Genomic DNA, 20,064 nt, shown 5'->3' on the forward strand with positions numbered 1-20,064 from the left:
GAAGACGGCTGCCCTGCAGCCGGAAGCCGTCTGGGAAGCGGCGCGCTACCTTGTCGACTACAAGGGCATGACCGACAGCTTCCTCAAAGGACAGATGGAAGTTCACCAGGCCTTCTGGCCGAAGGGCTTCCCCGGCTCGCTCGACGAGACGCCCTATGGCTACGACGTCGAAAAGGCGAAGAAGATCCTTGCCGACGCGGGGATCAAGACGCCGATCAAGGTGACGCTCGATGTCATCAACTCGACGCCCTTTACCGACATGGCGCAGTCGCTGCAGGCCTCGTTCGCAGAAGCGGGCATCAATTTCGAGATCATACCGGGTACCGGCAGTCAGGTGATCACCAAGTATCGGGCCCGCACCCATGAAGCGATGCTGCTCTATTGGGGCCCGGATTTCATGGATCCGGATTCCAACGCCGCTGCCTTCGCCTTCAACGAGGACAACTCCGACGATCACTATCAGTCGACGACGACCTGGCGTAACGCCTGGGCGGTGCCGGCCGAACTCAATGCGGCCACCAAGGCGGCCAAGGCCGAGGCTGATCCCGCCAAGCGGAACGCGATGTATGTGGACCTGCAGAAGAAAGTGCAGGAGAAATCGCCGATCGTGATCATGTTCCAGGCGGCGACCCAGGTGGCGATGAAGAATAGTGTCGCGGGCTACGTCAACGGCGCGACTTCCGACTTCGTCTTCTACCGCCTGGTGAAGAAGAACTAAGCGACGGAAGCGGATCGTCTGCAGTCCACGTCCTTTTCTCGGGAACAAATCGCGCCGCGGGCCTAATAAGGTCCGCGGCGTTGTTGCGGGAGCGGAGCTTTGCCTCGATAGTGCGCCGGTTCGCGTGCGCAGCGGGAAGGGGACGGTGAATGGCTGAGTTGAAGGTAAGGACGAGGGAGACGGGCGCGACCGCCGTCGTCGGGCGCACAGGTTTCCCGCACGTGACATCGGTCACCGGCGGCGAACTCGATATCGTCACCAGCCCGTCACAGCCGGGTTATGGCCCGCTCGATCTTCTCTATGCTTCGCTTGCGAGCTGTCTGGTGCTCAGCGCCCGCATTGCCGCAAGCCGCTTCGGTGTGCTCGACAGGCTGACGGAAGTGTCTGCAAAGGTCACCGGCGAGAAGGCACACGACGAGCCGTCGCGTGTTGCACGCTTCGACATCGAATTCTCGATCAAGGGCGATTTCGACGATACCGTCCGTCACGCCATCGCCGAAGCCGCGGAAAACGAGATCTGCACCGTCAGCAACACGTTGCGCGGCAATCCCGCATTCACGAGCAGGATATCGGAATAGCGCCGCGGCCAATGACGGTTTCGTCAGGCGGTGGACGCACCAGTGTAAGGCAGCAATTCCGGGTCGAAATCGACCTCGACGACATTGTTGAACAATGCGGTTGCGACCATGATGCCCGCAAAGGCAACGAGGTTGACCAGCGTCGTGTTATCGTAGCGCCCCTTCAATCCGTCCCAGATCTCGGCGGGAACGTTGTTGGAATCCGCGACGATAGCGCGCCCGAACGCAATCAGGCATTCTTCGTCTTCGCTCGGCATAATCGAGTTGAAATCGATCCCCGCATTGGCGAAGGCGCGACGAAAGAACCCCATGGCGATGCGGGAATGCATCGCCTCGGAAATCGCGTGGCAGAGCAGCCAGGCAGCGCGGTCGTCAAGGGCAGGGCGCAACTCATCACGCAGTGTGAACCATTCCGCGTAGATGCGGTGCGCCGTCGGCGAATGAAGCAATGTGCGCTTCATATTCGTCATCCGCCCGCGAAGGCGAACCTCCTCGTCGTGCGCCGCGCGGATCGCATCGGACGCGGCATCGTAATCGATCTGGGGAATATGGCTCACATCATTTTTCCCGTTGGTTCGAAGCAGAGAGGCTGCATGATTTTGTCCTCAAATCGATTTCGATTTGAGGAATCATGCAGTAGAAACGGTTTGTCCAAACCAGAGGTAGCACAGAATGCCGCAGCCGCGTCCCGCCTACGAGTTTAACTCCATCATTGTCCGCAAGCCTTCGCAGTCCGTCGTCAATGGTCTGCGCGCGGACGATCGCGGCAACCCGACCTATGAGGGGGTGACGGCCGAACATGACGCCTATGTTACCGCAATGCGCGACGCGGGCGTCAAGGTGACGGTCCTGCCGGCACTCGAAGCCTTCCCGGATTCGATCTTCGTCGAGGACCCGGCGCTGGTCTTCACCGAGGGCGCGATCCTGCTGCGCCCCGGTGCGGCGACCCGCGTCAAGGAAACCGCGGAAATCGAGCCGACCCTGCGGGAAATGTTCGAGGCCGTTCTCGACCTGCCGGGTACCGGCTATGCCGATGGCGGCGATGTGCTGACGACGCGCGAAAGTGTGATGATCGGTCTCTCGGCCCGCACCGACAAGGCAGGCGCCGAAGCGCTGCAGGCCTGTCTCGACAAGCTCGGCCGCAAGAGCGAGATCGTCGCAACGCCTGAAGGCGTTCTGCACTTCAAGACGGATTGCTCGCTGCTCGACGACGAGACCGTGCTTTCCACCAACCGCCTGGCGCGCTCGGGTGTCTTCAAGAAGTTCAAGCAGATCATCATCCCGGAGGGTGAGGAACCGGCGGCCAATGCGCTCCGCGTCAACGACGTTGTCATGGTCGGCTCCGACTTCCCGCGCACCATCGAGATGCTCGATAAGGCCGGTTACAAGGTCGTGCCGCTGAAGACCACGGAAATCGGCAAGATCGATGCGGGGCTCTCCTGCATGTCGCTGCGCTGGTTCAGCGATAGGACCTGAACGTCGTGCTTCCCCTCTCCCTCACGCGGGGAGAGGGGACGTGCCCGCCGATGCGCCGTATCCTGGGTTTCCGAGCGGATTCCAGTTGTTCCAGTCTTTCCCTTCCCCGCTCTCGGGGGAGGCTGTCGGCAGGCGGATGAGGCGAGCCGCTGAAGCCCGTTTTTAGGGCGCCGGCGACAAATCCCCGAACACCGTCGGGATCAGTTCCGACACCGTCGGGTGGATGTGCATGGCGCGGGTAATCAGAGTATAGGGCTTCTTCGCATACATGACGTCAAGAATGCTCTGGATCGCCTCGTCGCCGCCGGTGCCGAGGATCGATGCGCCGAGAATTTCTTTCGTATCCGCGTCGACGATCACCTTCATGAAGCCCTGCGTCTCGCCCTTCTCGACGGCGCGTCCGACCCGCGTCATCGGCCGCGTGCCGATCAAAAGCTTGCGGCCGCTCTTGCGGGCCTCGCTCTCCGTCATGCCGGCGCGCCCGAGCGGAGGGTCGATATAGAGCGCGTAAGTTTGGATCCGCTCTGTCACCTGGCGCGGATCATTGTCGAGGAGGTTGGCGGCGACGATTTCGAAGTCGTTGTAGGAGGTGTGGGTGAAGGCACCGCGGCCGTTGCAGTCGCCCATTGCAAAGATATGCGGAACGCTCGATCGCAGGAAATCGTCGACCTCAATATTGCCCCGCGCGTCGGTCTTCACGCCGGCCTTGTCGAGCCCGAGGTCGTCCGTATTCGGCCGGCGACCGGTGGCGAGCAGCACATGCGACCCAATGACTTCGGGGGCCCCTGACGTGCAATTGACGCCGGCGGCAACCCCGTCCTTGTGCTTGGCGAAACGGATGCACTCGGCGTTGAGGCGAATATTGATGCCTTCCCTTTCGAGAATGTCGCGGATCGCATCGGAGACCTCCGGATCTTCGCGCCCGATCAGGCGCGGCCCCTTCTCGATAACGGTGACCTCGGAACCAAAGCGACGGAACATCTGGGCGAATTCGAGCCCGATATAGCTGCCGCCGATGATGACCAGGTGATCCGGAAGATCGGCGAGGTCCATCATCGACGTGTTGGTGAGATAGGAGACCTCGTCCACACCCGGAAAATCGGGAATGGCGGCGCGCCCGCCCGTGTTGATGAAAATCTGGTCGCCGGAAATCAGCTCATCGCCGACCCGGACGTCCGTCGGGCTTTCGAAGCGCGCATGGCCCTCGATGACGGTGCAGTTCTTCATGCTCTTGAGCCAGCTTTCGACGCCCGAACGCGCATCGAGGCGCACCTTTTCCTTCCGCGCCATGACACGCGCGAAGTCGACGGAAATGGTGCCGGTCGTCATGCCGTATTCGGCGCCGCGGCGGGCGGTGTGGATCGCATATGCGCTGGCGACCATGGCCTTGGTCGGCATGCAGCCGGTGTTGACGCAGGTGCCGCCGAAAAGCTTGCGTTCGATGAGCGCAACGGTTTTGCCGGCACCCGTCAGCCGCCCGGCGAGCGATGGTCCCGCTTGGCCGGCTCCGATGATGATTGCGTCGAAGTGCTTGCTCATGACACGGAGGACACCACCCAAAAGGCTAGCAGAATTGCAACCAGATCTTCGAGAAGGGCTACCGGCAAATCCTTGCCAATGGCCAGGCCAAGTCGCTTTCGTGCCTCGTAACCGCCGAGCGTGCCGACGACCGCTCCGATGACGCCGGCGATCGCACCGCCGACAAGCGATCCGCCCGCAGTGCCGATCACCGCGCCGCAAAAGCCGCCGCTGACGATGCGTGCGCCGAACTGCTGCGGCACTTTGCGGCTCGGCGTGCTCGGAAGCTGGTCGGTGACATATTCGACGAGTGCCAGCAGGCCGAAAATATACGGCGTGAAGCGGAAGCCCATGAAAGCCGCCCAGCTATTGGCGACAGGCAGCCAGCCGGCGGCCGTCGCGATGCTGACTGCGGCGGGCGCGGTCATGGCGCGAAGCCCCGCCACCACACCGATCAAAAGCGCGAGAATATAGACGGACATGTTTCCCCCAAAACAATTCCCATGCGCAGAGGGGAGAGTGGCTGAGAACGGTATCGATTGCAATGTCCAATCGAAGGCTGTGCGTGTTAAGAATTCAACCGTTGGTTCGCACACGCAATGCGCTCTATTTTTCGCCGGACCCTGACATATATGGAATGGCTTACCCCGACGCAGCGGAAAATCCGTGATCAAACTGCGAGACTAAATCGAGGGAGACAATCATGCGCCTGATCAAGACTGTTATCGGTACCGCTTTTGCCCTTGCGCTCACCGCCGCCGCGGCTGAGGCCGATGTCGTCGTTTCCTCAAAAATCGATACGGAAGGGGGCGTACTCGGCAATATCATTCTCTCCGTTCTCAATGCCAACGGCATCAAGACCACGGATCGTGTTCAGCTTGGCGCGACGCCCGTCGTGCGCAAGGCGATTACCGCGGGGGAGATTGACATCTATCCGGAATATACCGGCAACGCCGCCTTCTTCTTCGAGAAGGCCGATGATCCTGCCTGGAAGGACGCTGCGAAGGCCTACGAGCAGGCCAAGAAGCTCGACTATGATGCCAACAAGATCGTCTGGCTGACGCCATCGCCGGCCAACAACACCTGGGCGATCGCGCTGCGTAAGGAGGTCGCGGACGCCAACAAGGTCAAGACGCTCTCCGACTTCGGCAAGTATGTCTCGGGCGGCGGTGAGGTTGTGCTCGCGGCCTCGTCCGAATTCGTCAACTCCGCCGCGGCGCTGCCAGCGTTCCAGACGACCTATTCCTTTACGCTGAAACCCGAGCAACTGATCACGCTTTCCGGCGGCGATACGGCCGCCACGATTGCGGCGGCTGCAAACCAGACGAACGGCGCCAATGCCGCGATGGTCTACGGCACCGACGGCGGCATTGCGCCCTCCGGTCTCGTCGTGCTCGAAGACGACAAGAGCGTCCAACCCGTCTATCAGCCCGCGCCGATCATTCGCGAAGCCGTGCTCAAGGAAAATCCGCAGATCGAGGAGCTCTTGAAGCCGGTCTTCGAAAAGCTCGACCTGGTCACGCTGCAGGAGCTCAATGGCCGCGTACAGGTTGGCGGCGAGCCGGCCAAGGCCGTTGCAGAGGACTTCTTGAAGAAGAACGGCTTCCTGAAATGATGTGATGATGGGATGGCGCTTGTTCCAGTCGGCCAGGCGCCCTCGTCCATCCAATCGGGCGGGCAACTCCAGAAGCGCCGTGGGTGATGGCATGATCCAGGGAAAGGAAGGCTTGCCCCTCCGCATCGACAAGCTCGGCATTGTCATTGCCGCGCTTGCTGTCTATGGGGCGCTTCTTGCGCCGTTTGCAACATTCCGGGCCAACCGGATCGTCCAGGGCGAAGCGAAGGCAATTCTGGAGGCCCTGCCGCCATCGCTCGGATACGCGCTTCTCGCCCTTCTCGCATTTGCCGCGGCGGTTGCCCTCTTCAAGACGCCGAACCTGGTGCGAATAACCGTGGCTTTTGCGACTCTCGTCGCGCTTGGCGTTCTGATCGGAATGGCCGCCAACCATCTGATGCCGCCGGAAAACACCTATGCCCGTGTCTCGCCTGCCTCGGGGTTCTGGGTGATGGTTTTCGCCTTTTCCCTTCTGGTTGCCGACGCGCTGACGCGTTTGAACCCGGGACCCGTCATCCGGCTAGTCTTCCTTGCCGCTGTTCTTGCAATCGCCGGTGCGATGCTGCTTGGCGGCGGCTGGGACGGACTTTCCATGCTGAAGGAATATGCAAGCCGTGCCGACACCTTCTGGAAGGAGGCGGGCCGGCACGTGACGCTCGCGCTCGGATCGCTCGCGGCGGCGACCGTGATCGGATTGCCGCTCGGCGTGCTTTGCCATCGCGTCGAGCCGCTGCGTGCCGGTGTGTTGAATGTCCTCAACGCCATCCAGACAATTCCGTCGATCGCACTTTTCGGTATCCTGATCGCACCACTCGGCTGGATCGCGATCCATGTGCCGGGTGCCGCGGCGATCGGCATTCGCGGCATCGGCGTCGCGCCCGCCTTCGTCGCGCTGTTTCTCTATTCGTTGCTGCCCGTCGTCGCCAACACGGTGGTCGGGCTCGCCGGCGTTCCGCGTGACGCCAACGACGCCGCACGCGGCATTGGCATGACCGATTGGCAGCGGCTTGCCGGCATCGAGTTCCCGCTCGCCTTTCCGGTGATCCTCACGGGAATCCGCATCGTCCTCGTCCAGAACATCGGGCTCGCAACCATAGCCGCGCTCATCGGCGGCGGCGGTTTCGGCGTCTTCGTCTTCCAAGGCATAGGCCAGACGGCCATGGATCTCGTGCTGCTGGGCGCTGTGCCGACCGTCGTCCTGGCCTTCGCGGCGGCCATCGTGCTCGATGCCTTGATCGAAATGACCGTAACGGACCGCAACCAGGGCAATGCCGCATGATCGAAATCGAACATGTCACCAAGCGCTATGGCGACACGACCGTCGTCAACGATGTGTCGCTGACCGTCGAGCCGCACACGATAACGGTGATCGTCGGCACGTCCGGCTCCGGCAAGACGACGCTGATCAGAATGGTCAACCGATTGGTCGAGCCGACCTCCGGCACAATTAAAATCGATGGTCAGGACAATCGCGCCTTGCCGGATTTCGAGCTTCGCCGCAGGATCGGCTATGCCATCCAGGGCCACGGGCTGTTTCCGCACCGCACGGTCGCCCAGAACATCGCTACCGTGCCGACACTCCTCGGCTGGGACAGGAAACGCATCGATGCGAAGGTCGAGGAACTGCTGACGCTGTTCCAGCTTGATCCGGCGGCCTTCGGCGCACGCTATCCGCATGAGCTTTCCGGCGGCCAGCAGCAGCGGGTCGGCGTCGCGCGAGCGCTTGCGGCGGAACCGAACGTGCTGTTGATGGATGAGCCCTTTGGCGCCCTCGATCCCATTATCCGCTCCAAGGCGCAGGACGACCTCGTCGCCATCCAGAAACATTTCGGCACGACGATCGTTCTCGTCACCCACGACATGGAAGAGGCCTTTCACCTTGCCGACAGGATTGCCGTGATGGACAAGGGCGACGTCGTACAATACGCGACGCCGGCCCAGATGCTGGTAGAGCCGGCGACATCCTTCGTCGAAACTCTGATAGGCACCAGCGAACGGCCGTTCCGGTTGCTGGCGATCGACACGGCGGCGGATGCGGTCGAGCCGGGCGCGGCCGAGGGCGCGCCGATACCGGCGACGCTCAGCCAGCGCGAGGCGCTCTCCGAACTCTTGTGGTCCGGGCGCTCGGCCCTGCCGGTTGTCGCGCCTGACGGTGCGATCCTCGGCAAGGTCAGCCTCGAAGGGCTGGCAAAACGGGCGGCGAGGCCGCGGTAATGGCGTGGCTGCCCAGTCTCGTCCGGTTCGCGGTCCTGCTGCTGTTGCTCGTCTTCCTGCTGCAGCCCCTTTGGTTCGAACCCTTGCTGAGGCCGCTGGTGCAGGCAAATGCGCCGGCGATCTATAATCAGGGCAGTCTGTTCTGGCTGACGCTGCTGCATCTCAGGACGGTTTTTGTCGCAACGCTTGCCGCGACCGCCGTGGCAGTCTCCCTTGCGATCCTCGTCACGCGGAAGGCCGGCGCCGAGTTTCTGCCGCTTTCGCGCAGCCTGGTGAACATCGGCCAGACCTTTCCGCCGGTCGCAGTGCTGGCATTGGCCGTGCCGATCTTCGGCTTCGGTGAGAAGCCGACGCTGATCGCCCTCTTCCTCTATGGCCTACTGCCGATCTTCGAAAATGCGCTGACAGGGTTGACGACCTTGCCGCCAACGGTGATGGAGGCTGCACGCGGCGCGGGTATGACAGAGCGCCAGCGGCTCTTCAACATCGAGCTTCCCTTGGCGCTGCCGGTGATCCTGACTGGGATCCGATTGTCCGTCGTGATCAGTCTCGCCACCGCGACGATCGGTTCGACCGTTGCCGCCAAGACGCTCGGCGAAGTCATCATCGCCGGTCTGCAGTCCAACAACCTCGCCTTCGTCCTTCAAGGCGGACTGATCGTCGCCGCCCTGGCGGTGCTTATCCACGGTGCGCTTCAGGTAGTCGAACGGTTTCTTTCCGGGCGGGTGCGCGCCTAGGAGCCGTCCCCGACGGACCTCACTGCTCGCAAAAGTCGTAACCCCAAAACAGATCACAGGACCCATTTGGGTGCTCGTGAAAATGAATTTCACGTTTTGCCGAAATGTTCGATTTTTTGTTGACGCACCCAAAAATCTATCTCAGTCTACGAAAATAAATTACGCCAAAAGGCAAGGGAACAGCAACAGCATGAAGGTCGGGATAATCGGACTCGGATTCCGTCTGGGGTATCTGGGCTATGTCTTCAAGGCGATAGACGAAAGCTTCGAGATCGCCGGCTATGTCGATCCGGCGCCCGCCGGCCTTGCGACCCTCGTCGAGAAAGGCATATCCCCCGGCAGAGCCTATGCCTCGCCTGAGGAGCTGATCGCCGGCGAGAAGCTCGATCTCCTGATGATCGGCTCGCCCAATCACATGCATCTAGATCATATCCGCATCGGCCTCGAGGCCGGACTCAAGATCTTCTGCGAAAAGCCGATGGTCAGTACGATCGAGCAGAGCCTGGAGCTTGCAGGCCTTCTGGCGAAGCACGGCCATGACCGCCTGATGGTCGGCCTCGTGCTGCGCTACGCGCCGTTGTATCGCGATCTTCGCGCCGCTCAGGCCGCGGGAACGCTCGGCCAGATCGTCTCGATTGAGGCTGCCGAACACATCGAACCCTATCATGGCGCATTTTTCATGCGTGACTGGCGCCGCTATGGACGCTTCGCCGGCAGCTTCATGCTCGAAAAATGCTGCCATGACCTCGATCTCTATAACGGCGTCGTCGGCGCCCGGCCCGAGCGCGTCGCGAGCTTCGGCGGCCGCAAGAGCTTCACCCCCGCCAACGATCCCGCCCGCGAAGGCATCAACGATCTTCAGCTATTCCACCGCAAACCAAGTGGGTGGCTCGGATCGGACAAGGTCTTCGACAGCGATGGCGACATCATCGATTATCAGGTTGCGATCATCGAGTACGCCAACGGTGTCGCGATGAATTTCCACACCAACTTGAACGTGCCGGACCAGTTCCGCCGCTTCTGCGTGATGGGGTCGCGCGGCATGGCCGAAGGCGACTTCATCCGCGGCTATCTCGATGTCCACGAGGTGCTTTCCGGCAAGAAGGTGGTTGAGAAGAAATACGCCAAGGAGACGGCGCTTTCGCAGCACTACGGCGCCGACGAGCAGATGGCGACCGAGATCATCGCCCACGTCGGGGACGAGGGGCCGCTCCCGGTTTCGCCGCTCGATGCCCTGGAGGCAGGCATCCTGGCGCTTTCCATGGATGAGGCTCGGATGAAGCGGACGGTCGTCGATCTTCGCCCGCTATGGGACCGCTTCGACGAAGCGCTGCACGCCCGTGCGGCCTGAGAGGGAAGGGGCATGAGTGTTCGGCGCAGCACGATCATCTTCGCCTGGATCCTGCTTCTGCCGGCTCTTCTCTATGTGTCGGTTATCGTCGCCTATCCGCTCGTGGACACATTCATCCTGTCGTTTACGGATGCTTCGCTGAAGAAAACGACCAAGTGGGTGGGCACGCTCAACTACGACAAGATCTTCAACGGCACCTTCGCGGAAGTGATCGCCCGGACGTTCGTTTGGACCTTCTTTTCCGTGTCGATCAAGATGGTGATCGGTACCTTCGGCGCCGTCATGCTGAACGCGGCGGTGCCGGGACGCGCCCTGTTTCGCGTCCTCACCATGCCGCCGTGGATCGTGCCGATGGCAATCGGCATCTTCATGTGGGGCTGGATGTACAACGGCCAGTTCGGGATGATTTCCGGCGTGCTGCAAAACTTGGGTCTGGTCGACGGTCCGGTCGCCTTCCTCGCCCACGGTTCGACGGCCTTCTGGGCAACGATCATCACCGATGTGTGGATCGGCGTGCCGCTGGTGACGCTCTATCTGCTGGCCTCGATCCAGGCGATCCCGCAGGATCTCTACGAGGCAGCATGGACGGACGGGGCCGGCCGCTTCTACCGGTTTCGCCGTATCACGCTGCCGCTGCTTGTGCCGGCAATGATCACCATGTCGATGCTCTCGCTGATCGCCACCTTCAACTCGTTCGACATCATCTGGATCCTCACGCAGGGCGGCCCGAACGGTGACACGACGACGATGATCATCGACACCTATCGAACGGCGATCGGCTCGAAGAAATATGGCGAGGGTGCCGCGCGTGCCGTGGTGATCTGCATCTTCCTGTCGATCTTCTGCCTGCTCTACTTCCGCGTCACCCACCGCCTTGCCTCCGGAGAAAGCCGATGAGCCAGCCGGCCCTGATCAATCGCTATCGCTGGTACGAGCTGGTCGGAATCTACGCGGGGATCTTTGTCTTCCTGAGTTTCATTCTCGCCCCCTTTGTCGAAGGCTTCCTGGTGTCGCTGAAGCCGCTCAGCCTGCTTTTTTCATCGCCCTATCGCTTCTGGCCGGAGAATGGCTCCTTCGCCGCCTACAAGACCATGTGGGTAAGCGTGCCGGGATTCGCCCGCTACATCTTCAATTCGTTCTTCGTTTCCATCATCGTCACCGCGGTCGTGCTGGCGCTGGTGGTGCCGGCAGCCTATGCATTTGCGCGCTTCAGGTTCCGCGGCAGCGGCGCGCTGCTTGCGGCCTTCCTGGCGGTAAACATGTTCTCCGGCGCGGTGCTCTTGATCCCGCTCTTCCGGCTCATGCGCAGCTTCGGCGTGCTCAACACCTATTTCGCCATGATCGTGCCGGGTGTCGCATTCCTCATCCCCTCGGCGATCTGGCTCTTGCGCACCTACATGATGCGGATCCCGCGGGAACTGGACGAGGCAGCCTTCGTCGACGGCGCCAGCCACTTCTACACGCTTCGCCGGGTGATCCTGCCGATCGCCATGCCGGGCATCACGGTGGTCGCGATCACCACCTTCATCGGCTCCTATGCCCAGCAGTTCATCTTCGCACTGACCTTCAATTCCAAGACCGAGTACATGCCGTTGCCGGTAGGTCTCTTTGCCTATTTCGGCCGGCAGGAAGTGGTCTGGAATGAACTGATGGCCGCGAGTTTCGTCGGCATCGCGCCGGCTGTCATCGTCATTTTCTTCCTGCAACGCTATCTCGTCAGCGGTCTGACCGCCGGCGCGGTGAAACAATAAGCAACTACCAGAAAAGGGGAGTTCCATCGTGACCATTGCTTACAAGACTGCTTTTCTAACGCTTGCCTTGCTCGGATCGACCGCGCTCGGGAGCGTCGCCGCGCAGGCCGCGGACCAGGAGATCAGCTGGATCTACTGCGGCGACAAGATCGATCCGATCCACGAGAAATACATCAAGGAATGGGAAGGCAAGAACGCCGGCTGGAAGGTGGTGCCGGAAGTCGTCGGCTGGGCCCAGTGCCAGGACAAGGCGACGACGCTTGCCGCGGCCGGTACGCCAGTCGGCATGGCCTATGTGGGATCCCGCACACTCAAGGAGTTCGCCGAGAACGATATGATCGTTCCGGTCCCCATGACCGAGGAAGAGAAGAAGAGCTACTATCCGAACATCGTCGATACGGTGACCTTCGATGATACCCAGTGGGGCGTGCCGGTCGCCTTTTCGACCAAGGCGCTCTATTGGAACAAGGACCTCTTCAAGCAGGCCGGCCTTGACCCGGAAACGCCGCCGAAAACCTGGGCGGAAGAGATCGCCTTTGCGAAACAGATCAAGGAAAAGACCGGCATTGCGGGCTATGGTCTGCCGGCCAAGACCTTCGACAACACAATGCACCAGTTCATGCACTGGGTTTACACCAACAACGGCAAGGTCATCGACGGCGACAAGATCGTGATGGACAGCCCGGAAGTGCTGGCGGCGCTGCAGGCCTACAAGGACATCACGCCCTATTCGGTCGAAGGGGCGACCGCTTACGAGCAGAACGAAATCCGTGCCATCTTCCTTGACGGCAAGGCTGGCATGATCCAGTCGGGCTCCGGGGCGGCTGCGCTGCTCAAGGAAACGAAGATTAACTGGGGCATCGCGCCGCTGCCGCTCGGCCCTTCGGCCAAGGGTGAAGGGACGCTGCTGATCACGGACAGCCTGGCGATCTTCAAGGGTACCGGCGTCGAGGAAAAGGCAATCGAATTCGCCAAGTTCATTACATCTCCCGGTCCGCAGGGCGAATACGAGTTGCAGGGCGGCGCAGGACTGACGCCGCTGCGCCCTTCCCCGAAGGTTGATGAATTCGTCAAGGCCGACGCGTCCTGGAAGCCGTTGATCGACGGCATCGCCTATGGTGGCCCGGAACCGCTCTTCACGGATTACAAAGGCTTTCAGAACGCAATGATCGACATGGTGCAGTCGGTCGTTACCGGCAAGGCGGAGCCGGCCGATGCCTTGAAGAAAGCGGCAGGCGAACTCGAACAGTACAAGTAAGCCCGACAGAGACCGCGGAGCGCAAGCCTGCGGTCTCCGCTTATTCTGGCGGCAAAGCCGCCTCGCCCTGGTGGCCGGAGACAGATTCTTGGGACAGCTCAATCTCAAAAAGGTTCAGAAATTCTACGGCACCTACGAAGTGCTGAAGGGCGTCGAGCTCGAAGTCAGGAACGGCGAGTTCGTCGTCTTCGTCGGTCCGTCGGGTTGCGGCAAGTCCACACTGCTCAGAATGATCGCTGGCCTTGACGAGACAACGGCGGGCGACATCGTCATCGACGGCAGGCGAGTCAACGATCTGCCGCCGGTCAAGCGCGGCATCGCCATGGTCTTCCAGTCCTATGCGCTCTATCCGCACATGACCGTATTCGAGAACATCGCCTTTCCGTTGCGCGTGGAAAAGATGCCGGAGGAGAAGCTCAGGGCCAGGGTCGAGCATGCGGCGCGCATTCTCCATCTCGACCAGCGCCTGCAGCAGAAGCCCGGAATGCTGTCGGGTGGCCAACGGCAGCGCGTCGCGATTGGCCGGGCGATCGTGCGCGAGCCGAAGATCTTCCTCTTCGACGAGCCGCTGTCGAACCTTGACGCGGCCTTGCGTGCCGACATGCGCATCGAACTGGCGAAACTGCACCGGCAGCTGAAAGCGACGATGATCTACGTCACGCACGACCAGGTCGAAGCGATGACGATGGCGGACCGGATCGTCGTGCTGAATGCCGGAGAGATCGCCCAGACGGGCGCGCCGCTCGAACTCTATCACAAGCCCGCCAACACCTTCGTGGCCGGCTTCATCGGCAACCCGAAAATGAACTTCCTGCCGGTCAACTACAGGGGGGTGAGCGACGCAGGCGTCGAGGTCGAGTACAAGGGGCAGACGGCGATCGTTCCGGTCGAGCCGCGTAGCGGCATGGCCGGCGCGAGCTTGACGCTCGGCGTGCGCCCCGAGCATATCCAGATCGGTTCAGGCGACCTGACGTTGACGGTCACGCCCTCGGTCATCGAGCGCCTCGGCGCCCATACGGTTGCCTATGCCTCGCTCGGCGGCGAGGGCGAGAACTATTGCGCCATGCTGCCGGGAACCGTGGCGATCCGTGCGGACGAAGAGGTCAGGACCGGCATCCGCGCCGCCGACTGCCACCTGTTCGACGAAAACGGTATCGCCTTCGAGCGTCGCGTCGAGATGACAGATATCGACATCGCGCTTCTCGATCCAGCAGCAGCCTGATTGGATGGGGGCGTCTGGTTGCCAGCCCGAATTCTCGGCTGAGCAATTTCCGCTTCCGTGATCGTTGTCGTAGAGTATGGACGTCAATCTGCTCGGTGAACTCGGATCGGGAGGAAGGCATGTCGGAAACAACCGTCAACGTGCGCTACATGGTAGATAACGTCGAGGCTGCCATCGCGTGGTACACGAAACATCTGGGCTTTTCGCTTCTCTCCAACCACGCTCCCGCTTTTGCGGACGTGAAGCGAGGAGCGTTGCGGCTGCTGCTGAGTGGCCCGACGAGCTCTGCGGGACGACCGATGCCCGACGGCGAGCGTCCTCAACCGGGCGGCTGGAACCGGATCCACCTCATCGTCGATGATCTGGCTGCCGAGGTCGCCCAATTGCGAGCCGCCGGTGTCAAGTTCCGCAATGACATCGTGACCGGACCCGGCGGATCGCAGATCCTGCTCATAGACCCCTCCGGCAATTTCGTGGAGCTGTTTCAGCCCGCCGGTCGCTGACAGGTGTTAGCGAACCAGCCCGGTTCCATCACCAACAGGGCCGCATAGTTCGCGGAGCGCCGAGGAAACCAGCGCTCCGCCAGATCTGAACGACCGGAACTCAGCCCGTTATTTGCTGCCGAGGACTTCGGTGATTGCGCCGACTGCCGCCTTGACGACGATATCGGCCTCCTCGCGCGTCAGGCAGAGTGGCGGAGCAAAGCCGAGGATGTCGCCCTGCGGCATCGCGCGGCCGAGAACGCCTCGTTCCGCCAGCGCGGTCGCCACCTTCGGGCCGATCTTCTGCGCGGGATCGAAGAACTTCCGATCATCTCGATCCTCGACGAATTCGATTGCCGCCATGAGGCCATCTCCGCGCACTTCGCCGACGTGCTTGTGGCCCGAGAGCGCGTTTGTGAGTTCGGACCGGAAATAGGCGCCGGTTGAACCGGCATTCTCGACAATACCAAGCTCGTCGATCAGTTCGAGGTTGGCGATGCCCGCGGCAGCGCAGATCGGATGGGCGGAGTAGGTCCAGCCGTGGCCGATCGGGCCAAGTTCGTCCGATCCCTGCACCAGTACCTGCCACATCTTTTCCGAGATGATGCTGCCAGAAAGCGGCGCGTAGGCCGACGTCAGGCCCTTGGCGATGGTGATGAGATCAGGCTTGATGCCGTAGTGATCGGAGCCGAACATTGTTCCCAGGCGCCCGAAGCCCGTGACGACCTCGTCGGCGACGAGCAGAATGTCGTATTTCTCAAGCACCGCCTGGATCGTCTGCCAGTATTCTCTCGGCGGCGGCACAATGCCGCCTGTGCCGAGGATCGGCTCGCCGATGAAGGCGGCGATCGTATCCGGCCCTTCGGCGAGAATCATCTCCTCCAGCTTGTCGGCGCAATGTTGCGAGAACTGCTCTTCGTTCATCGAGCGGTCCGGACGGCGGAAATAATAGGGAGCCTCGGTATGCAGGATCGGCGCGCGCGGCAGATCGAAGGCATTGTGGAAAAGCTGCAGGCCGGTCAGTGAGCCGGTCATGACGCCTGAACCGTGATAGCCGCGCCAGCGAGAGATGATCTTCTTCTTCTCGGGCCTGCCGAGGATATTGTTGTAATACCAGATGAGCTTGATGTTGGTTTCGTTGGCGTCGGAGCCGGAGAGACCGAAATAGACACGGCTCATGCCTTTCGGCGCGCGATCGATGATCATCTTGGAGAGCCGGATCGAGGCTTCGGTGCCGTGACCGACATAGGCGTGATAATAGGCGAGGTTCTTCGCCTGTTCCGCGATCGCCTCGGCGATCTTCTGCCGGCCGTAGCCGACGTTCACGCAGTAGAGGCCGGCAAAGGCGTCAAGGCTGCGCTTGCCGGCAACATCGGTGATGTACACGCCTTCGCCGCTGCCGATAACCCGGGTCGGGGTCTCGCCGCGGGCATGCATTCCCATATGCGTGGACGGATGGAAGAAGTGGTCGCGGTCCCAGGCGGTGAGTTCGTTGCTTCTTTCGAGCATGGTCGTTCCTTTCGTCAAATCCGTTCAGGCGGCAGTGTCGATGCAAAGATATTTGAGTTCGGTGAAGGCCTCCATGCCATGGCGGGAGCCTTCGCGTCCGAGGCCGGACTGTTTCCAGCCGCCGAAGGGAATCGGCCCGCCGGTGATCTTCACCCGGTTGACCGCCACCATGCCGTACTCGAGCGCTCGGGCGAGCCGCAGCTGGCGAGCGCCGTTTTCAGTTACGACATAGGCCACGAGGCCATATTCGGTGTCGTTCGCCCGGGCGATCACCTCATCCTCGCTGTCGAATGCGGTGACGGCCGCCACGGGGCCGAAGGTTTCCTCGCGCATGATCAACGCATCGTCCGGCACATCGGTGAGCACGGTCGGTTGGAAGAACAGCGGCCCGGCGGCGTGACGTTTGCCGCCGATGGCGAGTTTCGCGCCGCGCTTCAGCGCGTCGGCGACCTGCTCCTCGATCTTGGCGATGGCACGCTCGTGCATCAGAGGGCCGATCTCCGTGTCTTGTGCGAGACCGGCGCCGACATTGAGGCGGGCGACGCGTGCGGCGAAAGCTTCGTTGAAGGCTTTCAGGATCGGCCGTTCGACATAGATCCGGTTCGCCGCGAGGCAGTCCTGCCCGGAGGTTGCGAACTTTGCGGCGATCGCGATGTCCGCCGCCTTCTCCACGTCGGCATCGGCGAAAACGATGAGCGGCGCATGGCCGCCGAGTTCCATCACCAGCCGCTTCATCGTCGGTGCGCACTGGCGGGCGATCAGCTTGCCGATCTCGGTCGAGCCGGTGAAGCTCATGGCGCGAACGCGGGGCTCCTCGCACAGGCGGCCGACAACGGTCGCGGCATCACCGGTGACAATATTGAAGACCCCGGCCGGAATGCCGGCACGCTCGCCGAGTTCCGCAAGCGCGAGAGCGGAAAGCGGCGTCTCGGAGGAGGGGTGAGCAACGACGGTGCAGCCGGCCGCAAGAGCGGCAGCCGCCTTTCGGGTGAGCATAGCGGAGGGGAAGTTCCAGGGCGTTACGATGCCAACGACCCCGAGTGCTTCGCGGCGTACGATCATCTCCGCGCCCGGCAGGTGGCTCGTCACGCTTTCCGCGTTGAGCCGCTTGCCTTCCTCGGCATACCACTCGATGAAGGAGGCGGCGTAGTCGATCTCTCCGCGCGATTCTGCAAGCGGCTTGCCCTGTTCGAGCGTCATCAGCAGCGCGAGGTCTTCCTTGGCGGCAAGCATCAGCTCGTACCACTTACGCAAAATGGCGGCACGTGCCTGCGGCAGCAGGCCACGCCAGTTGGGAAAAGCCGCCGCAGCGGCATCGACAGCCTCGGAAGCCTGGTCTGCGTCGAGCGAGGCGACCCAGGAAAGTGTCGCGCCCGTTGCAGGGTCGGAAACCTCAAAGGCTTTGCCGCCCTGTCCGGCAACCCACCGCCCTCCAACGTAGGCGAGCTCCCGCAAAAGCTGCCGATCATTCAGGTGGTTCAATGCGTCGTGGAAGGTCGTGCGCGCGAAAACAGCAGTCATGTCCGATCTCCTCTCTTGTTGCGGGTATTCTGGACGCCAACAGGGAGAGAAGTTGTCTATTCCGGACACATGCATCAGAGAGTTGGACTAAATAACCGGGCCGCACAGCCGGATTTATCTATGGCGTCTGAGGGAGCAGGCTGGTGAGCGGGAGCAGGGTTTCTTCCTTGACCGTCTTGGTGACGATGTAGGTGAAATAGCGGTCTATGCCCAGCTCGCGATCCAGCAAGCCATCGATGAGCCGCTGGTAGGCGTCGACGTCGGGTGTCATGATTTTCAGTATGTAGTCGACGCCTCCGCCGACTGACCAGCAGGCGACAATCTCGGGAACCGAGGCGACCACGCGTTCGAAGCGTTCGAAATCGGTCTGGCGGTGATTGCCGAGCGTGATCTCGGTGAGAACGCTCGTGACCGGGGCGACCCGGCGCATGGCGAGCCGTGCATGGTAGCCGGTTACTATGCCGGCCTTTTCCAGTTTTCTCAGTCGCAGCCAGCAAGGTGTTGGCGAGAGCCCCGCCTTCTCGGCAAGCGCCAGTTTGGTAATTCTCCCGTCCTTCTGGATCGCTTCCAGGATGCGCAAATCAATGGCGTCGAGCTTCATCATGCCTTGGAACGCTCTTCGGACAGCTCCGATGTATCGGCGTAGTTCATCATGCGGTGAAAGCTCATGGAAATGTGGGCTCGGCGAATGTATCCGATCGCCTCCCAGTCGCGGATTTCGGCTGCGGACAGGACCGCTTGCATTTCGCTGCGAAAGGCCGAGAACTCTTCGGCCAGACCTAGCTTCGGCATCATCTTCAGGACGACACGAACCACCTGGTAGTACAACCGCTCGCTGATCTCCCGCAGCGGGAGGTTTCCTGTGAACGCTCTGATTTCGGCAAAAAACGCCATGTTCAGATGCAGGAAGGCCTTCTGCGTGGGGTTTTTCATCTCTTCGTCGCAGCGGGCGATGAGGGCCCTGATCCGCTCCAGATCCTCCGCGCTGCGAGGGATCGGCGAAAGCTTGCCGACAAGGAGGGCAAGTTCCATGCGCAAATGATAGATCTGCACCAGCTCGCCGATATCGGGGTCGGTGACGATCGTTCCCACGCCATGCACCGATTCCACCAAGCCCTCGGATTCCAACCTTGCCAGGACACGTCTTATGGGCGTGCGGCTGGTGGAGAATTCCTTCGCCAACTCTTCCTCGGACAGGCGGCCGCTCGGCGCGTACTCGAGCAGGCAGATTCGGTCCCTGAGAGTGTGGTATATCCGATCGAACCTCTCCCTGACCGATGCCGGCTGGGAGGACCCGATGATTTGGGCGTTGTCGGGCAATTCAGGGTGCAAGGTTATCCTGCTTCCAAGACAGCGTTGAGAAACTGCCTTGTCCTTTCGTTATTGGGGTTTCCGAAGATTTCCGCAGGGGCCCCCTGTTCGCAAATCTTGCCTTGATAGAAGAAGCACACCCTGTCCGAAAACTCTTTGGCGAAACCCATCTGGTGGGTAACCATGAGCATGGTCAGGTCGTGTTCGCGGCCGATCTTCCTTATAACTTGCAGAACTTCGCCCACAAGTTCCGGGTCGAGCGCCGACGTTACCTCGTCGAAGAGCATGATCTTCGGCCGCATGGCAAGCGCGCGTGCGATTGCTACACGCTGCTGTTGTCCGCCTGACAGCTGCGAAGGATAGTGATCTTTCTTCGCCGACAGGCCGACCATGTCCAAGAGTTCCGCCGCGCGTTCTTCAGCCTCCGAACGCTTCATCCCGAGCACGGTTATCGGAGCTTCGATGCAGTTTCCCATCGCCGTCATGTGCGGGAACAGGTTGAAGGACTGGAATACCATGCCGATCTTCGCGCGGATCCGGCGTATATGCTTGGCGGTCGCGGGCACAAGTTTGCCGTTCTGCATCATATGCGTCATGGGTTCCCCATCGACCCAGATAACACCGTCATTGATGGCCTCCAGGGTCATGAGCATGCGCAAGACGGTCGTCTTGCCGGAGCCCGATGGGCCGATGATCGACACCTTCTCGCCACGGCCGATATCCAGGTTGAGATTGTCGAGAACGGTGAGGGGGCCGTAGCGTTTTGAAACGTTCTCGAAGCGTACCATTGGCATGTCGTTCAT

21 protein-coding genes are annotated in these 20,064 nt (G+C 61.4%); 13 read left to right on the forward strand and 8 right to left on the reverse strand.

Translation table 11 applies throughout. The features are described 5' to 3' along the window. Together QN224_RS11730 and QN224_RS11735 are read left to right on the forward strand one after the other, a co-directional pair. On the forward strand, window positions 1–718 hold a 718-nt coding region (locus QN224_RS11730), incomplete at its 5' end, for an ABC transporter substrate-binding protein (RefSeq protein WP_283976779.1). Between the two features lie 149 nt (window positions 719–867). Next, a complete protein-coding gene (locus tag QN224_RS11735) occupies window positions 868–1,296 on the forward strand; it encodes an OsmC family protein (RefSeq protein ID WP_283976780.1) in 429 nt (142 codons plus the stop codon). A 23-nt stretch (window positions 1,297–1,319) separates the two neighbouring features. Here QN224_RS11735 and QN224_RS11740 read toward each other — a convergent pair whose 3' ends face one another. Then, window positions 1,320–1,853 (reverse strand): hypothetical protein, encoded by a 534-nt coding sequence (locus tag QN224_RS11740; protein WP_283976781.1) that lies wholly within the window; start codon window positions 1,851–1,853, stop codon window positions 1,320–1,322. A gap of 115 nt (window positions 1,854–1,968) precedes the next feature. On the opposite strand from QN224_RS11740, the gene QN224_RS11745 reads away from it, so the two are divergent. Next, complete coding sequence (locus QN224_RS11745) at window positions 1,969–2,772, forward strand: dimethylarginine dimethylaminohydrolase family protein (RefSeq protein WP_283976782.1); 804 nt, start codon at window positions 1,969–1,971, stop codon at window positions 2,770–2,772. 162 nt (window positions 2,773–2,934) lie between these two features. Here QN224_RS11745 and QN224_RS11750 read toward each other — a convergent pair whose 3' ends face one another. Both QN224_RS11750 and QN224_RS11755 read right to left on the reverse strand, forming a co-directional pair. Beyond that, window positions 2,935–4,311, reverse strand: coding sequence for an FAD-containing oxidoreductase (locus tag QN224_RS11750; RefSeq protein ID WP_283976783.1), 1,377 nt, complete (start codon window positions 4,309–4,311; stop codon window positions 2,935–2,937). After that, the gene (locus QN224_RS11755; RefSeq protein ID WP_173512341.1) at window positions 4,308–4,772 is read right to left on the reverse strand and encodes a DUF4126 domain-containing protein; all 465 of its coding nucleotides are present in this window, start codon (window positions 4,770–4,772) and stop codon (window positions 4,308–4,310) included. Before QN224_RS11755 ends, QN224_RS11750 begins: the two co-directional genes overlap by 4 nt. A gap of 221 nt (window positions 4,773–4,993) precedes the next feature. Between QN224_RS11755 and QN224_RS11760 the strand changes: the two genes are divergently transcribed. The 10 genes from QN224_RS11760 to QN224_RS11805 all read left to right on the forward strand — a co-directional run bounded on the left by QN224_RS11760 (window position 4,994) and on the right by QN224_RS11805 (window position 14,941). Further along, entirely contained in the window at window positions 4,994–5,905 is a 912-nt protein-coding gene (locus QN224_RS11760; protein ID WP_173512342.1) for an ABC transporter substrate-binding protein, read from the forward strand. A 79-nt stretch (window positions 5,906–5,984) separates the two neighbouring features. Next, on the forward strand, window positions 5,985–7,184 hold the full coding sequence (locus QN224_RS11765; protein ID WP_173512343.1) for an ABC transporter permease: 1,200 nt from the start codon (window positions 5,985–5,987) through the stop codon (window positions 7,182–7,184). Next, on the forward strand, window positions 7,181–8,119 hold the full coding sequence (locus tag QN224_RS11770) for an ABC transporter ATP-binding protein (protein WP_283976784.1): 939 nt from the start codon (window positions 7,181–7,183) through the stop codon (window positions 8,117–8,119). Before QN224_RS11765 ends, QN224_RS11770 begins: the two co-directional genes overlap by 4 nt. Beyond that, window positions 8,119–8,856 carry an ABC transporter permease gene (locus QN224_RS11775; RefSeq protein ID WP_283976785.1) on the forward strand — a complete coding sequence of 246 codons (738 nt, stop codon included), beginning with the start codon at window positions 8,119–8,121 and terminating at the stop codon, window positions 8,854–8,856. Before QN224_RS11770 ends, QN224_RS11775 begins: the two co-directional genes overlap by 1 nt. Before the next feature lie 190 nt (window positions 8,857–9,046). After that, window positions 9,047–10,207: a Gfo/Idh/MocA family oxidoreductase gene (locus QN224_RS11780; protein ID WP_283976786.1), complete on the forward strand. Its 1,161-nt coding sequence runs from the start codon at window positions 9,047–9,049 to the stop codon at window positions 10,205–10,207. 12 nt (window positions 10,208–10,219) lie between these two features. Beyond that, entirely contained in the window at window positions 10,220–11,104 is an 885-nt protein-coding gene (locus tag QN224_RS11785; RefSeq protein WP_173512347.1) for a carbohydrate ABC transporter permease, read from the forward strand. After that, entirely contained in the window at window positions 11,101–11,958 is an 858-nt protein-coding gene (locus tag QN224_RS11790; protein ID WP_173512348.1) for a carbohydrate ABC transporter permease, read from the forward strand. The genes QN224_RS11785 and QN224_RS11790 overlap by 4 nt, the downstream gene beginning before the upstream one ends. 28 nt (window positions 11,959–11,986) lie before the next feature. Then, the gene (locus QN224_RS11795; RefSeq protein ID WP_173512349.1) at window positions 11,987–13,216 is read left to right on the forward strand and encodes an extracellular solute-binding protein; all 1,230 of its coding nucleotides are present in this window, start codon (window positions 11,987–11,989) and stop codon (window positions 13,214–13,216) included. A gap of 88 nt (window positions 13,217–13,304) precedes the next feature. Next, window positions 13,305–14,438 (forward strand): sn-glycerol-3-phosphate ABC transporter ATP-binding protein UgpC, encoded by a 1,134-nt coding sequence (locus tag QN224_RS11800; RefSeq protein WP_283976787.1) that lies wholly within the window; start codon window positions 13,305–13,307, stop codon window positions 14,436–14,438. 119 nt (window positions 14,439–14,557) lie between these two features. Continuing rightward, the gene (locus QN224_RS11805) at window positions 14,558–14,941 is read left to right on the forward strand and encodes a VOC family protein (protein ID WP_173512351.1); all 384 of its coding nucleotides are present in this window, start codon (window positions 14,558–14,560) and stop codon (window positions 14,939–14,941) included. 108 nt (window positions 14,942–15,049) lie between these two features. Here QN224_RS11805 and QN224_RS11810 read toward each other — a convergent pair whose 3' ends face one another. The 5 genes from QN224_RS11810 to ehuA form a co-directional block, all read right to left on the reverse strand. Then, window positions 15,050–16,429, reverse strand: coding sequence for an aspartate aminotransferase family protein (locus tag QN224_RS11810; RefSeq protein WP_283976788.1), 1,380 nt, complete (start codon window positions 16,427–16,429; stop codon window positions 15,050–15,052). 24 nt (window positions 16,430–16,453) lie between these two features. Next, window positions 16,454–17,950 (reverse strand): NAD-dependent succinate-semialdehyde dehydrogenase, encoded by a 1,497-nt coding sequence (locus QN224_RS11815; protein WP_283976789.1) that lies wholly within the window; start codon window positions 17,948–17,950, stop codon window positions 16,454–16,456. 118 nt (window positions 17,951–18,068) lie between these two features. Then, window positions 18,069–18,551, reverse strand: coding sequence for an Lrp/AsnC family transcriptional regulator (locus QN224_RS11820; RefSeq protein ID WP_269286897.1), 483 nt, complete (start codon window positions 18,549–18,551; stop codon window positions 18,069–18,071). Further along, window positions 18,551–19,282 (reverse strand): GntR family transcriptional regulator, encoded by a 732-nt coding sequence (locus QN224_RS11825; protein WP_283976790.1) that lies wholly within the window; start codon window positions 19,280–19,282, stop codon window positions 18,551–18,553. The genes QN224_RS11820 and QN224_RS11825 overlap by 1 nt, the downstream gene beginning before the upstream one ends. A 2-nt stretch (window positions 19,283–19,284) precedes the next feature. Then, complete coding sequence (ehuA, locus tag QN224_RS11830; RefSeq protein ID WP_269285718.1) at window positions 19,285–20,064, reverse strand: ectoine/hydroxyectoine ABC transporter ATP-binding protein EhuA; 780 nt, start codon at window positions 20,062–20,064, stop codon at window positions 19,285–19,287.

Origin of the sequence: Sinorhizobium sp. 7-81, from assembly GCF_030124405.1 — a bacterium.
GTDB lineage: Bacteria > Pseudomonadota > Alphaproteobacteria > Rhizobiales > Rhizobiaceae > Sinorhizobium > Sinorhizobium psoraleae.